Here is a 14,343-nt window from a genome sequence, read left to right as displayed (position 1 = left end):
TTCTCTTCAGATTTTTGTCATAGACGCATTTCTTTTCATCATCACGATACCAATGCCGATGCAGATAATTGTCAATGCTAGCGTAATGACTAAGCTCCACCAGTAATCTGATATCTCTATTGTTCCTCGAAATTTTGCAATTCCGTAGCTTGCTAGTTTCCACGGTGATATTGTCCAAAAGATTCCTATAATCATATCGATAATTTGCCCAACAAAGATCACTGTAAAGGCACATGTTGTAGCAATAACTGTTTTAAAGCTGGCACTCATCATTAACGTAACAGCTATCACAAATAGCAACCAAATATAGTACGTAGAAAAGCTTACTAACAGTGCACCTATATCCAACGTTCCATATAAAATAGTTGTATAATAGACACTTGCACCAAACCCAGCTAAAATACTAACAAAACAAATGGTGCTCATAACAACAAATTTACTCAAAAAATATGCGCCAAATGAAATAGGCCGAGCATATAGTAATGTTGCCATACCATTAGCACGTTCCTTACTAATAGCTCCTACAAACGAAGCCATCATCACCAATAAGCCAATTGTTTGAAATTGCCCGATAGATGCTTGAATTAAATCCAGTGGCATTAATTCTGGCATCAACATTTCAAAGCCCTCTGGAACATTCCCAACAGCCTTTAAAATATCCATCATATAATAGTTTGTTAGTGGATCACTCATTCCAAGCAAAGCAAACACTAGAGGAATCCATAGAAACTTCCAACTCCGCCATGCTTCTCTAAATTCCTTTTGAAGAAGTACATTGAATCCTCTCATGCCTTTTTCGCCACCTTCATGAAAATTTCTTCCAAAGATGCTGTCTGTCGCTCTACCTTTCTAATTGTATAAGGACATTCACTTAACCGTTGAAGCAACATTTTCATCGTCGGCTCTTCATTCACGATCTCAATATACACATTACAACCTATTACATGATTAAATGGATTTGCAAAAAGCTTAGCCTCTTCTTCACTGCCAAATTCAATGACATAATTTTGCTCATCATAACGTTGCCGTACTTCACGTAATGTTCCCTGCTCTACTAGTTTCCCATTTTGCAAAAATAATAGTTGATCTGTCATTTCTTCAGCATCATTTAAAATATGCGTTGAGTATAAAATAGTCGTCTCTTGCTGTAGTCCTTTTAATAAATCAAGTACTTCTCTACGACCAACTGGATCTAATGCTGAAACAGGTTCGTCTAATAGCAGTAATTTAGGCTTATGCACTATTGCTTGGGAAATACCAAGTCGCTGCTTCATTCCACCTGAAAAAGAGGCTATTTTTTTATGTTGTACGTCCCCTAACCCTACAAATTCTAAGGTTTTTTGTGCTTCTAATTTAGCTTTTTTGGCTGCTACACCATTCAACTTTGCAGCCATTTCTGTAAACTCTAACGCAGTTAGCCAAGGATGAAATTGTGGATATTGGGGTAAAAAACCTATATTCGCACGTAAATCATTACCTAGCATCTTTACATTTCCAGCAGTCGGTCTTAAAAGCCCCGTTAACATAGATAAAGTGGTTGTCTTGCCAGCTCCATTTGGACCAATTAAAGCCGTAGAGGTTTTTTCCTCTAAGTTGAAATGAATGGCATCTACAACTTTGTGCTCTGCAAATTGCTTGGTCAAACCTATAACTTGAAGTAAAGTTGTCATGACTGCTTTCTCCCCACTATAAAGTACGCAATTGACCCTAATAGATTAGCAAAAAGAATTATAAACACCCAAAGAATTTTAGGGCCATTTGTTGCATGAATTTTTCGTAAATCAATAAGTGCTACGATCATCAAAATAATTTGAACGATGATGAGCGGTGCTATAACTGCCCATGGAACTTTTGCTAATTCCTCCATCATACAGATCACCTCATTATTTGTTATATACTAACTATAACAAATTTGTTCTAATATGTATAGAACAATCTATCTCTTACATCATAAAAAAAGATGTACCTTAATTAGTACATCTTCTCAATTATTTATAAAGTTTTTGCAGAGCATCTTCCATTTTAGGGCGTATAGTTACCACTGGACGAGCTTTTTTGACAGCTGCCTGTGCTGCTTCTAATGAATCAGCTATTCCCAACTCCATTAATATAGCGGTAGCTGCAACCCCTGCACGTCCACCACCACTTCCACAGTGAACATATATTTTCTGCCCTGTCTCAAAGGCTTTAGCAGCTTCTTGCGCGACTTGTTGGATGGATGATGCTACCTCACTATCTTCATCTGCTATAGGCATATGTTTATAAGAATAAGGAACTGTCTCCTGGTCTTGAGGGGATAGCCCTTGAACACGAACATCTATCACAACATCAATGGATTCTTGTGTAAATGCAGCCTCTGCATCTTTTGCACCGCCAAAGAACAGTTGATCCTTTACTAAAACATCGTAGTCTTTCCCCATATTCTCCACGCCTCACATGTTTATTTTAGTAAATGCTTAATATCCTCATAATATGGTAGAGCCGTTAAAGCACCTGCTTTTGTTGCGGCAAACGCTCCTAATTTGTTGCCAAAGCTTGTACAACGCACTAGTTCTTCTTTTGTTGTAGGTAAACCATTGTAATGGACATCACGTAGGACACCTGCCATAAATGCATCTCCCGCACCTGTTGTATCCACAGGCACTACTTTCTCAGTCGGTACATGTATAACTTCACCATTAAGGACTGCATAAGTCCCGTTTTCTCCTACGGTAATTAAAATAATAGGCACTAAATAGCTATTTAATTGCTCGATACCTTCTTCTAAGCTACTTGTCTCTGTCAGGAAGAATAGCTCATCATCCGTCACCTTTAAAATATCGACATCCTCAAAAAATGATGTAATCGTATCTCGACAAATTTCTTCACTGCTCCAACGTAAAGGACGAATATTTGCATCCATTGCAATAATCGCACCCTTGTCCTTAGCCATTTCTACTGCAGCTCGTGTTGTAGCAAGAGCTGTTGGATGGAACATTGTGCCTGAACACACCGTTAAAGCAGAGGCATGCTTAAAAGCTGCTTCATTTAGCTGTGATGGTTCAACTTGTAAATCAGGTGTTTCATCAACATAATCCTTAAAAATTCGCTCACATGCTTCTGTTAGATGCACATATACACCACTTACTCGTTTTGCTGGATCAAATACGGCATAATCCAGTTTCACACCCTCTTGGGCAAGCCCATCTCGCACAAATTGTGAGCCCTCGTCATCCCCCGTAATTGTAATCAATGCGGAAGGTGCACCAATGCGGCTAATACCCGCTGCAACATTAACCGTTGCGCCACCCATATATTTAGTAAATGATGTGTTTGTTACATCATCAGCAATATAGTCAATAAAAGCATCTCCATAGACTAATATAAAATCCTTCTCTTGCTTTGTCATGATAGTCCTCCTGAAAGTCTAGTCATTATAGATTAACACGAAAATTGTCATTCTATAAAGGTTTTTACTTTTGGCATTTCTTTATGAGAGGATGGATAACTTGAGTCATCCCCTATCTTTGTTATACTTGCCTATAGAAAGGTAGGGATTATCAAAATGAGTATTACAATTCGACAAGCGCAACCACAAGATGCCCATGCCGTTGTGCCTTTAATTATCGACGCCATTGGCGATATTGCTAATCGCTTAACTGGTGAGCAATCAACGGAGGCTGTTATGCAGGAGCTGACTGTTCTTTTTCACCAAGAAGACAATCGACATTCTTATTTAAATACTTTTGTTGCTACTGAAAATGAACAGATTTTGGGGATTCTCGTTTATTATCACGGCGAACAAGCCGTTCACATGGACGCTAACCTTGTTAAATGGCTTGAAGCAAAAAATGCGCCATCCATTGTTATTGACCAAGAAGCCCATGAAGATGAGGCTTACATTGATACAGTTTGTGTTGCACCAGCTGCACGTGGTAAAGGAATCGGAACATTGCTATTACAATTTGCCGAAGAGCTGACAAAGCAACGCGGCTATACAAAATTATCATTAAATGTTGAAACCCAAAAAGAAGAAGCGCGCCGTCTTTATGAACGACTAGGCTTTGTTATTACGGAGCCTTGGTCAATTATTGATGAGCCTTTTCATCATATGGTTAAACAGTTTTAGGAAGTGAATAACTAATATATGAAAAACAATTTGATTTACCCTCTTTTGATTGTTATTGCATCTAGTAGTTACGGGATATTGTCGACTATTGTCAAAGTAGCTATGCAGCATGGCTTTACATCAGCGGAGGCTGTATCAAGCCAGTATATTATTGGCTTTTTACTCGTAATATCCATCTTTATTTTTACTGACAGAAAATTACCAAGACCGTCCAAGAAGGGCTTACTTATTTTAATATGTGCAGGAATTTTTACAGGGACAACAGGTATCGTATACGGAGAATCTTTAAAGTATCTTCCTGCTTCTCTTGCAGTAGTCATGCTATTCCAATTTACATGGATTGGTCTACTGATTGATTGTGCCCTCCATAAAAGATTACCAAGTAGACCTGAAGTAATTTCGATCGTGATCTTATTTATCGGAACGATTCTAGCTGCAGGTGTATTAAATGTAGATTTAAGTGACATTCCTATTCAAGGATGGCTATTCGGTTTTACAGCAGCCGTTACTTTTGCATGTTTCATTCAATTTAATTCTCGACCTGTCGAGGGCGTGACTACCACATCAAGGGTATTAATCGTTTCCTCTGTGGCGCTTATTATGATCAGTATTTTCCTAAGTCCTGAGGTTATTTGGAACGGTAAACTATTCATGCAAGGCCTGTGGAAATACGGACTAGCACTAGGTCTTTTCGGTATCATTTTACCAATTTATCTATTTTCAATTGCTATCCCTAAAATCGGTGGTGCGCTTGCTTCTATTTTAAGCGCCATTGAATTACCAGTGGCTGTTACTGTTTCTGTTATTGTTTTGCATGAACCTTTAACTACTGTACAAATTATCGGGATTGTACTGGTGATTGCTGGCATGATGCTGCCAACCATTGTTGCACAACGTCAACAAAAGGATAGCTTATTAGAAGCACATTCATAAAACGACAAAAAACTCCCTAAAAATGGAACGATTCCTTTTTAAGGAGTTTTTTTGAACTTTAATGAAATGCCATTGCTTACCATTATGCACTTCGCTATGATGAATGCAAATGTAATTTTTTAATAATTCTAACATTAATGTTCCCCTTCAGTATTATACTGCAATATGCAAGTAACTTACTTTAAGAAAGGGGAAGTTGATGAAAAAAGCCTATGTTCTTGGTTTTTTCCTTATGTTAATGCTTTTCGTTTTAGCTGCTTGTAATGGCAAAGATCAGCAAAATTCTACAAATGATGCAGCAAGTAATGACGAGGCATCGGATGGTAAAAAAACAGAAGTAGCAGCAACGTCGCCTTCAGGCAAGCTAGTAATTTACACTGGACGTGACGAAGAAATGGTGCAAAATGTGATCGATCAGTTTAATGAAAAATATCCAGACATTGAAGTAGAATTTCTAACGATGGGTGCTCAACAAATTTTAGAACGTCTTCGTGGAGAGAAAGCCAATCCTCAAGCAGATTTTTGGTGGGGCGGAACGCAATCAGCGCTCATTGTTGGCGCCAATGAAGACTTACTACATGCTTGGCAGCCGAGCTTTATTGACGCTATTGATACCACACACAAAGATGTAGATGGACGATGGTTCGGCGAGATGCTGTTACCAGAAGTAATTATGATTAATAGTGATTTACTAACAAAAGAAACTGGTCCACAGGACTGGGATGACTTATTAGATCCTAAATGGAAGGATCAAATTTTAATCAGAGGTGTACTTGCGTCAGGCACAATGCGTACGATTTATTCTTCCATGATCGTACGACAAGGTGCAGATTCACCTGATAAAGGCTATGAATGGTTACTACAATTAGATGCCAACACAAAGGAGTACACACAAGACCCTAATGCCTTGTATTTAAAGCTAACACGTCAAGAAGGCAGTGTCTCCCTATGGAATCTACAAGATATTTTGTTAAAAAAATATACGACAGATTATCCTTTTGATTATATTTATCCTAAAAGTGGAGCACCTATTTTAGTAGACGGTGTAGCAGTTGTAAACAATGCGAAAAACCTAGAAAATGCAAAACTATTTGTAGAGTTTTTATTTGAAAAAGAGATGGTAACACAATTAGCTAATGATTACTATCAAATTCCTACACGTTCTGATATCGACAAAGCCTCCATGCCAGAATGGTATCAGGAATTAGATTTAAAAACATTTGATATTGATTGGCAGCTAATGTCTGACAAAGAAGCAGAATGGATGGAATACTGGGATAACAATATTAAAGGGCGCGGTAAATAGTAGAACGGGTAAAAATTCGGCTTATACAGCGAATTTTTACCTTCCTGTATTATCTAGATTCTTTGTTAGAGAGGAGTTAATGATTGAGAAGTGTCAGAATCGAAAACGTCTCGAAACAATTTGGTCAAGTGTATGGTGTGAAAGACTTAAACCTTGAAATAAAAGCTGGTGAATTTTTTACTTTTCTCGGTCCTAGCGGCTGTGGCAAAACAACCACTTTAAGAATGCTTGCAGGCTTTTATTATCCTACTAAAGGCAAAATTCTTTTTGATGATCGAGATGTCACTCGACTTCAGCCCAATAAGCGCAATATCGGCATGGTATTTCAAAATTATGCCCTTTTTCCCCATATGACGGTTGATGAGAATATTGCATTTGGTTTACAAGTTCGAAAATTTTCAAAAGCTGAGATTCAGCACAAGGTTGATCGAATTAGAGGTCAAGTGCATCTTGCTGCTTACGGCAACAGAAAAATAAATGAGCTATCTGGTGGGCAGCAGCAGCGTGTTGCTTTAGCTAGAGCACTCGTGATAGAGCCAGATATTTTATTGCTTGATGAACCTCTCTCCAATCTAGATGCAAAATTGCGTGAGGAAACACGTATTGAAATCAAACGAATCCAATCTGAGCTTGGAGTCACAACGATATACGTTACTCACGATCAAATGGAGGCCATGTCTATGTCGGATCGAATTATGGTCATGGAAAATGGCTATATCAAACAAATTGGGACTCCTCAGGAAATTTATCATCAACCCAAGGATCGTTTTGTGGCAAATTTTATTGGGGAAACTAATTTAATTGAATGCTCAATCCAAGCTATTGATGGGGAAAATGTACAAGTACGAACAGTGAATGGACATAATTTAACTGGGCGAAAGCAACAAAGCTCTCCCTCCTTAACGCATATGATTGGAGACAAAGTATTTATTTCTATTCGTCCAGAATCGATTCAACTTGGTACTGGTGAAAACACATTAACAGGAAAAATTACATTTGTTGAATTCACAGGTATTAGCGTTAATTACATTGTAGATTTTACTGCGTTCTCACTTAAAGTAATGCTTATTAATTCTTATGACCAAATCAAAAAGATCGGTGAAGATATTACAATCCATATGGCACAAGATTCACTATACTTTTTAGGGGAATAGGAGGAAGCCAATATGGGGAAACAGTCTGAAAGTACGTGGACGCGAATTTTTCATGCTAATTGGTTTGTCTATGTTTTAATATCGCCATTATTTTTAGTGTTATTCGCCTATGTGGTTTATCCCTTCTATCAAACTTTCATCCAAAGCTTTGCTGGTGATGAAGCATTCTTTCATTATAAGAAATTTTTTGATATAGCTAGTCCAGCAAATTTAGAGGCCTTGTGGACCAGTATTTATATTTCATTTATCAGTGTTATTTGCTGTGCACTTGTTGGGGTAACAATGGCCTTTTTACTAGAACGCTATAATTTCCCTGGGAGACGGATATTGTCTGTTTTAGTTTTGGTTCCAATGGCACTTCCTCCTCTAGTAGGTGTTTTGTCCTTTTCATTTTTATATGGTGATAGCGGGATTTTTCCACGAATTTTTCAGCATCTATTTGGGTTGGATCACGTTCCTTTTGCCTTGAAGGGAATATGGGGCGTCATCGTTGTTCATACATTCACAATGTATACGTACTTCTATTTGACTGCCTCTGCTGCTATTAAGGGGCTTGATCCTGCTCTTGAAGAGGCAGCTACTAGTCTGGGTGCAGGGCGTATTCGCGTATGGACAAAGGTTATTTTACCAATGCTCACACCTTCTATTGTTGCCTCATCCTTATTGGTGTTTATGATTTCTATGGCTTCTTATACTGCACCTTTGATGTTTGGTGTAGAGCGTACTATGACGATGCAAATTTATTTATCACGTACAAATGGGAATCTTGAGATGGCTGCAACACAGTCGATGATATTATCTTTTGTATCTATCACTTTTTTAATCATTATGCGCTGGTATCAAAATCGCAGAAATTATCAAAATCTAAGTAAGGGAATTAGTGTTCATCGTTCAGAGGTATCCTCAAAAAAAGTAAAAATTATCGCAACAATTGCTTCTTTTGTTGGCACATTAATATTGATACTGCCTATTTTAGTGTTGATATTGATCTCTTTCTCTGTGGATGGAGCGTGGAAAACGCAAATTCTCCCAACCGACTATACAATCGATCATTATATTGCCCTTTTTACTGATGAACGCACATGGCGACCTATTTGGAACTCCATTCAAATGGGTGTTATTGCAACACTGGGCAATATCATCTTTGGTGTCGCGGCTGCTTATGCTATGGTGCGCTTAAATTTTAAAGGGAAAACCATGCTCGACATTTTGATAATGGTACCTTGGGCTTTGCCAGGAACAGTTGTTGCTGTTAATTTAATTGCTGCCTTTAGTACAGAAAGTATCTTTAGTTTTAATCAAGTATTGATCGGGACATTTTGGATTTTGCCATTAGCCTACTTTATTCGACATTTACCACTTGTTTTTCGATCAACATCCGCCTCTCTTGTACAGCTAGATCAATCAATTGAAGAGGCATCACGTGGCTTAGGGGCCAACTGGTGGTATACATTTAGACGTATTGTCGTGCCTTTAACATTCACCGGGATTTTAGCAGGGACACTCTTAGCCCTCGTGCAAAGCTTTGGTGAATTTGTTGCATCCATTCTAATTTACAGTACATCCACTATTCCATTGTCTGTAGCGATATTCCAAAAATTATATGCATTTAAATTTGGGACCGCCTGTGCTTATGGTGTCTTACAAATTTGTTTAATTTTAGTTGTCCTTATTATTTCTGAAAAACTATCAAAAGGCAGTGCTGGTACAGCCATCTAGCTGCCAATCTATTAGGGGGCCATGACAATGTTTGAAGATTTTCGCAATAAAACACAGCTGGAAGATGGGATGATATTCCCTTCTAACATCTATCGAAAAATTGTTTTACAGCCAGCTTATGATGAAGCAAAGAAAAATTTTTTAACAATTATGCTACAAATCAATATTGCTCATTTAAAAATGTTAGAAGAACAAGGACTTGTAAAAAAAGATGAAGCAAAGCAAATTGGGATAGCTCTAAAAAAAATTGACTTAAACTATTATCGTATAGAGGATTACAGTCCCCAATATGAGGATTTATTTTTCCGCATTGAAAATAAATTAATAGAGCTTGCTGGTGATATTGCTGGAAATCTTCACATTGGCAGAAGCCGAAATGATATGGGTATCGCCATCTATCGAATGACATTAAGAAAAAAATTATTATTATTAATGCGCGAGTTACTAACATTACGTGATGATTTAATCGCTGCTGCAGAGGAACATGTCGATACCATTATGATTGGCTACACACATACACAGCAGGCCCAGCCTACAACCTTCGCCCATTATTTAAAGGCCGTCATCGACCAGCTAGAGCGTGATTTTGAACGAATGCAGCATGTCTATAAAACGGTCAATCGTAGCAGTATGGGAGCCGCTGCCTTAACAACGACAGGCTTTAATATTAGTAGAGAACGTATGCGTGATCTACTAGCTTTTGATGATATTATCGAAAATGCATGGGATGCGGTTGCAGGGGCAGATTATATAGCTGAGGCTGCAAGTATTATACAGCTCGCTGCACTCAACCTTGGCCGTACTTCTCAAGATTTTTTATTATGGGCTACTCAGGAGTTTAATGCGTTTACACTCGCAAGTCCATATGTGCAAATAAGCTCTATTATGCCTCAAAAGCGTAATCCTGTTTCTATAGAACATACACGCTCATTACTATCTGCGGTTGTAGGAGATGCAAGTACAGTATTACAGATGGTACATAATACACCTTTTGGAGATATCGTAGACACTGAGGATGATATGCAGCCTTATTTATGGCGTGCCATTGACCGCTTAATTGGTATTTACAAGTTGTTTGGTTCGCTTGTTGTTACAATGGATGTCAATAAGAAGAAGTTAAAAAATCGCGCTGAAAATAGCTTTGCGAATGTCACTGAGCTAGCTGATACATTAGTCCGTTCAGAGGGAATTTCCTTCCGGCAAGCACATAGTATTGTTAGTAAATGTATTAAGGTTCTACTTGCTCATGGAGAGGAATCATTAGCTAGTCTTACATGGGGACTTGCAAATACACAATCGAAATTGATCACGGGCAAGGAATTAACTATTTCAGAAGAGGATTTCTATAAGACATTAAAACCAGAATCTTTTGTTGGTGTACGAACATTACTAGGTGGACCCGCTCCAGCCACTATGAAAGCTGCTCTTGAACGCTCCAAACTGAATGCCCACGATTTTTATGAATGGATTCGCTTAAAGGAAAATTCCATTATTGAAGCAGAAAAAGAGCTAACAGCCTTTCTAGAGGAATGGAATCAATGAAGCAATGGTTATTAATTATTGATGGTGGGGCGACAAAAACAGCATGTGCAGTTGTTCATGCTGAATCTGGTGACATTGAATATTCTATATCCGCTAAAGGCTCTAATTATCAAGCCATTGGTGTTGAATCAGCTACAGCAATTTTACAAGAGCTTTTAGCAAATGTTGAAACATTTTTGCAAAAGTATCCTAATTCTCAAATTGCTGTAGCTACCTTTGCTCTAGCGGGTATTGATTCTCCGAAGGATCATGCAGCTGTCGTAGCTATTGTTCAAAATGCTCTTAAGTTCACACAGCTACAAATAGACACAATGATTATTGAAAATGATGCGGAGGCTACACTATTAGGTGTGACTGCTGGACAGGCAGGTGCACTACTCATCGCTGGAACAGGAGCTATTGCCTATGCCTTTGATGGGCGGCGGATTGTACGTGCAGGAGGTTGGGGACATCGGGCTGGCGATGAGGGAAGTGGATATTGGCTAGGGCAGGAAGTCGTAAGAGCTATATTTAAAATGGAGGATGGTCGCGGGAAACCAACACTCTTAAAGGAAGCTGTCTATCAATCTTTAGGTATAAAAGATGTTACAGAGCTCGCTGAATGGCTCTTCCGCCCTTCCTATACAAATGCACAATTGGCCAAGATGGGTTCCTTTGTGGCAAAGGCAGTCGAGCAAGAAGACGCATGCGCCATCCAAATATCTCAGCAAGCAGCCCATGAACTAGCTATTCTGGCGAATGCTGTATTGAAAAAAATTAACTATCAGAATTCACCATTTACTCTATATTGTAATGGTGGAGCCATTAAACATAATCCACTCATTTTAAAGAATTTCACAGATGAAATAACCTGCATGTATCCTCAAGTGGACATTACCCTTTGTCAGCATCAGCCTATTACTTATTTAATTGAACGAACTAAAAGGGCATATGACTGTTTATAAGTCATTGCCCTTTTCTTTTTAAAGTGCCAGTCTCTTCAATTCATTCGTCGTAAAATAGAGATACCCATCCTTTATAAATAAATCCTTCGAATCCTCCCTATTTAGTACCTCTTCTCCACTACCATCCGGACGAATCTTTGTTAAATACGCCCCTCGGGAATAATTACTAAAGTAGAGCCAACCATCCGAATAAACAATATATTGTGCACGAGAATTTGTGACACGCTTCGTTTTACCAGTTTTCATATCTAGTACATATAGCTTATTATCATCTGCAATATTACTATAAAACAATTGGTCTCCAACCTGTGCTGGGAAGTCTATATCATGATAATAACTATATAGTGTGCTTGTTGCTTTTGGATAGTCTTCAGCAATCCACGTGTGATCCTTCGCCATTGTACGGTCATCTACTAAAAAGTATTGATAGCGTATTGCGCCCTTACGATCTGGTACTGGATCATTCCATGTTGTATCAAGATGATACCACTGTCCATCCAACTTGACTAGGTTCCACGCATGTCCCTCTTGACCTACATAGCCCACGATATATTTTGTTTCAATACCCAATTTTTGAAGCATAGAGTGAGCAAGTAAAGCATAGCCCTGACATACTCCCCCGTGCTCGGCAAGAACCGTATAAGCGCTGTGTGGGCTAGAATTCGTTTGTTCTGTATAGGAAGTATTGGCCACAATATAGTCATTGACAGCTCGTACCTTTTCTACATCCGTCATAGATTTTTTACTAATCTTAGCGATAATTTCTTGAACATTCATCTCTACATATGCCGCCTGCTCTGGCGTCATTAAATAGCTCTGTTCTCCAAAAATAGTCGCTTTATTTCGCCCATATTCATATCGAATTGAATGTTTACTTACATGGCCGTAAACATAGTCATCGCGTTTGATAGCATTGTTATAGGCCTCTTCTACAATTTGTTCAATTCGCTGTGTATTCCCTTTATATTGAATTTCAAACTTTGGTGAAAAGCTATTATAATACGCATACATCGCATCAGCTAGCTCCTTGGCATTTGTCACCACTAACTTTGTTTCAGGTTTCTGTATAGGTGGAGCTGTAGGGGCTACCTCCGCTTCATGGACATCTTCTATAGGTAGGGCTGTTTCAATTGAGGCATTATCTGAAAGTCTTGCAGTAACATCTACGATCTTGTCCTTTGTTGACAGTAGCATAGTTTCTATTTCATCATTATTTGTCCAATCGACCACCTGCTGAACAACAGCCTTACCAGCCGTATAAATAGGATCAATAAAAATAATAATAATGGCAATTATAGCCAATTTCTTCCACAAACTCCTCACCTCCAACCGTCTTCCTTACATTATATACAAAAAAAGCACAAAGAACTCACTTAAGGGTCCATTTGTGCTTGTTAATATTTGTTTGTTGATTTCAGAAAGTTTTTAGTCACTCTACTTTATATTGTTGTTACGAAATTCATATCTTTTATCTACTTTTCACCACTAAATTAACTGCTTCCTGAATGGCTTCGTTCATTTTTTCGCCATCCCCTTCAGCATTCTGTACACATTCCAATAGGTTTGTGCTAACAATAACCCCAACTGTACGGTCTACAGCAGAGCGTACTGCTGATAATTGTGTAATGACTGCCTTACAGTCTTTTTCCTCCTCCATCATTTTCAAAATGCCACGTAGCTGTCCTTCCATCCGTTTCACACGATTTTTCACTTGATCTGAATATTCCATATACATTGCTCCTTCTCTTATACTCGCTACGCTCTAATGAGTGATCGTTATTCTTTATCCTAGCTCATTATTTTAAATTTAAACCTAGCCGTTACTATTCCTTGGCTTTAAATAATTTATGAGCATTCTCGTAATAATCGTACCAGCGTTTGTTATTTCATCGTACTGAATTATTGAATTCTTCTTTATACGTAATTGCCCAATTTCTACCTCGAAAACTGGACATTTTCTTTTAAGTGCAGCAATTAACATGTTTGTATCATAATCATAGCGTTCACCTTTTACTTTCATTAACCAAGGCAACTCATTGATGGAAATATAACGTAAACCTGTTTGTGTATCCATTAATTTCTTATGATACAGTATCTCGAAAAATAAGCTTGTTGCACGATTTCCCCAGTAAGAAAGAAATGTACTATCAGTTGAACGAAAGTTACGTACACCAAGCACAATCCCTTCAGAAAACACCTTTGTCATTGTTAAAACAAGCTTCACATCTTGTAAAGTATGTTGCCCATGGGCCCCCACTGTAAGGACACCATGGCACCTTGCTTGTTGTTCTCGTATATATGCAAAGGCGGTCTTAAGTGCGCTACCCTTACCAATATTGCAATCATGCTGGAGTACTTGGCAGCGTTCAATTTTATCTAGGTTTTCAAAAATATCTTTATATTTTTGATCACTCCCATCATTGACAATGATGATTTGAGTAATAGTCGTTGCTAATAATTGATGTACATAGGTAATGAGTGATTGTTGTGGATTATATGCTGGTATAATAGCTGCAATATTTTTCATTTCGATCCCCCACCTAAAGGCTGACAGGTTCTCCGTAGCTACGAATCTCCCTTATATCAAATAGTATCATGTAACAGCAACAATTCAACTGATGAATCCCATTAAAACAT

General features: G+C 38.2%; 15 protein-coding genes. 7 read left to right on the top strand and 8 right to left on the bottom strand.

Annotation, left to right across the window (positions count from 1 at the left end):
• Positions 1-6: 6 nt before the first annotated feature.
• The 5 genes from L6W14_RS00775 to L6W14_RS00755 form a co-directional block, all read right to left on the bottom strand.
• Positions 7-789, bottom strand: a complete 783-nt coding sequence (locus L6W14_RS00775) for an ABC transporter permease (RefSeq protein ID WP_237899041.1) — start codon at positions 787-789, stop codon at positions 7-9.
• Positions 786-1,670 carry an ABC transporter ATP-binding protein gene (locus L6W14_RS00770; protein ID WP_131522139.1) on the bottom strand — a complete coding sequence of 295 codons (885 nt, stop codon included), beginning with the start codon at positions 1,668-1,670 and terminating at the stop codon, positions 786-788. Before L6W14_RS00770 ends, L6W14_RS00775 begins: the two co-directional genes overlap by 4 nt.
• On the bottom strand, positions 1,667-1,870 hold the full coding sequence (locus L6W14_RS00765; RefSeq protein WP_004233126.1) for a PLDc N-terminal domain-containing protein: 204 nt from the start codon (positions 1,868-1,870) through the stop codon (positions 1,667-1,669). The genes L6W14_RS00770 and L6W14_RS00765 overlap by 4 nt, the downstream gene beginning before the upstream one ends.
• A 118-nt stretch (positions 1,871-1,988) precedes the next feature.
• Positions 1,989-2,420, bottom strand: a complete 432-nt coding sequence (locus L6W14_RS00760) for a protein-tyrosine phosphatase family protein (RefSeq protein WP_131522138.1) — start codon at positions 2,418-2,420, stop codon at positions 1,989-1,991.
• 20 nt (positions 2,421-2,440) lie between these two features.
• Positions 2,441-3,388: a carbohydrate kinase family protein gene (locus L6W14_RS00755; RefSeq protein ID WP_054548551.1), complete on the bottom strand. Its 948-nt coding sequence runs from the start codon at positions 3,386-3,388 to the stop codon at positions 2,441-2,443.
• A 156-nt stretch (positions 3,389-3,544) separates the two neighbouring features.
• On the opposite strand from L6W14_RS00755, the gene L6W14_RS00750 reads away from it, so the two are divergent.
• The 7 genes from L6W14_RS00750 to L6W14_RS00720 all read left to right on the top strand — a co-directional run bounded on the left by L6W14_RS00750 (position 3,545) and on the right by L6W14_RS00720 (position 11,706).
• A complete protein-coding gene (locus L6W14_RS00750; protein WP_131522137.1) occupies positions 3,545-4,108 on the top strand; it encodes a GNAT family N-acetyltransferase in 564 nt (187 codons plus the stop codon).
• Between the two features lie 18 nt (positions 4,109-4,126).
• The gene (locus L6W14_RS00745) at positions 4,127-5,041 is read left to right on the top strand and encodes an EamA family transporter (RefSeq protein WP_131522136.1); all 915 of its coding nucleotides are present in this window, start codon (positions 4,127-4,129) and stop codon (positions 5,039-5,041) included.
• Between the two features lie 199 nt (positions 5,042-5,240).
• On the top strand, positions 5,241-6,347 hold the full coding sequence (locus tag L6W14_RS00740; RefSeq protein ID WP_131522135.1) for an extracellular solute-binding protein: 1,107 nt from the start codon (positions 5,241-5,243) through the stop codon (positions 6,345-6,347).
• 83 nt (positions 6,348-6,430) lie between these two features.
• Positions 6,431-7,501 (top strand): ABC transporter ATP-binding protein, encoded by a 1,071-nt coding sequence (locus tag L6W14_RS00735; protein ID WP_131522134.1) that lies wholly within the window; start codon positions 6,431-6,433, stop codon positions 7,499-7,501.
• Positions 7,502-7,513: 12 nt separating this feature from the next.
• Positions 7,514-9,220: an ABC transporter permease gene (locus L6W14_RS00730; protein WP_131522133.1), complete on the top strand. Its 1,707-nt coding sequence runs from the start codon at positions 7,514-7,516 to the stop codon at positions 9,218-9,220.
• Between the two features lie 27 nt (positions 9,221-9,247).
• Positions 9,248-10,762 (top strand): argininosuccinate lyase, encoded by a 1,515-nt coding sequence (argH, locus tag L6W14_RS00725; RefSeq protein WP_131522132.1) that lies wholly within the window; start codon positions 9,248-9,250, stop codon positions 10,760-10,762.
• Positions 10,759-11,706 carry an N-acetylglucosamine kinase gene (locus L6W14_RS00720; RefSeq protein ID WP_237899040.1) on the top strand — a complete coding sequence of 316 codons (948 nt, stop codon included), beginning with the start codon at positions 10,759-10,761 and terminating at the stop codon, positions 11,704-11,706. Before argH ends, L6W14_RS00720 begins: the two co-directional genes overlap by 4 nt.
• Positions 11,707-11,724: 18 nt before the next feature.
• On the opposite strand, the gene L6W14_RS00715 is transcribed toward L6W14_RS00720, so the two are convergent.
• From L6W14_RS00715 to L6W14_RS00705, 3 genes are all read right to left on the bottom strand, one after another.
• Positions 11,725-13,029 carry a transglutaminase domain-containing protein gene (locus L6W14_RS00715; RefSeq protein WP_227744988.1) on the bottom strand — a complete coding sequence of 435 codons (1,305 nt, stop codon included), beginning with the start codon at positions 13,027-13,029 and terminating at the stop codon, positions 11,725-11,727.
• Between the two features lie 145 nt (positions 13,030-13,174).
• A complete protein-coding gene (locus tag L6W14_RS00710; protein ID WP_004233098.1) occupies positions 13,175-13,435 on the bottom strand; it encodes a metal-sensitive transcriptional regulator in 261 nt (86 codons plus the stop codon).
• Between the two features lie 84 nt (positions 13,436-13,519).
• Positions 13,520-14,233, bottom strand: a complete 714-nt coding sequence (locus tag L6W14_RS00705) for a glycosyltransferase family 2 protein (RefSeq protein WP_131522129.1) — start codon at positions 14,231-14,233, stop codon at positions 13,520-13,522.
• Between the last annotated feature and the right edge of the window lie 110 nt (positions 14,234-14,343).

The sequence above is a fragment of the Lysinibacillus sp. ACHW1.5 genome (assembly GCF_022014815.1).
Lineage (GTDB): Bacteria > Bacillota > Bacilli > Bacillales_A > Planococcaceae > Lysinibacillus > Lysinibacillus capsici.
This window is presented reverse-complemented; position numbering and strand designations above follow the sequence as displayed.

Excerpts from the sequence above, each read along its gene's own strand:
- L6W14_RS00775 (WP_237899041.1), bottom strand. The coding sequence starts at position 789 with ATGAGAGGATTCAATGTACTTCTTCAAAAGGAATTTAGAGAAGCATGG.
- L6W14_RS00770 (WP_131522139.1), bottom strand. The coding sequence starts at position 1,670 with ATGACAACTTTACTTCAAGTTATAGGTTTGACCAAGCAATTTGCAGAG.
- L6W14_RS00765 (WP_004233126.1), bottom strand. The coding sequence starts at position 1,870 with ATGATGGAGGAATTAGCAAAAGTTCCATGGGCAGTTATAGCACCGCTC.
- L6W14_RS00760 (WP_131522138.1), bottom strand. The coding sequence starts at position 2,420 with ATGGGGAAAGACTACGATGTTTTAGTAAAGGATCAACTGTTCTTTGGC.
- L6W14_RS00755 (WP_054548551.1), bottom strand. The coding sequence starts at position 3,388 with ATGACAAAGCAAGAGAAGGATTTTATATTAGTCTATGGAGATGCTTTT.
- L6W14_RS00750 (WP_131522137.1), top strand. The coding sequence starts at position 3,545 with ATGAGTATTACAATTCGACAAGCGCAACCACAAGATGCCCATGCCGTT.
- L6W14_RS00745 (WP_131522136.1), top strand. The coding sequence starts at position 4,127 with ATGAAAAACAATTTGATTTACCCTCTTTTGATTGTTATTGCATCTAGT.
- L6W14_RS00740 (WP_131522135.1), top strand. The coding sequence starts at position 5,241 with ATGAAAAAAGCCTATGTTCTTGGTTTTTTCCTTATGTTAATGCTTTTC.
- L6W14_RS00730 (WP_131522133.1), top strand. The coding sequence starts at position 7,514 with ATGGGGAAACAGTCTGAAAGTACGTGGACGCGAATTTTTCATGCTAAT.
- argH (WP_131522132.1), top strand. The coding sequence starts at position 9,248 with ATGTTTGAAGATTTTCGCAATAAAACACAGCTGGAAGATGGGATGATA.
- L6W14_RS00720 (WP_237899040.1), top strand. The coding sequence starts at position 10,759 with ATGAAGCAATGGTTATTAATTATTGATGGTGGGGCGACAAAAACAGCA.
- L6W14_RS00710 (WP_004233098.1), bottom strand. The coding sequence starts at position 13,435 with ATGGAATATTCAGATCAAGTGAAAAATCGTGTGAAACGGATGGAAGGA.
- L6W14_RS00705 (WP_131522129.1), bottom strand. The coding sequence starts at position 14,233 with ATGAAAAATATTGCAGCTATTATACCAGCATATAATCCACAACAATCA.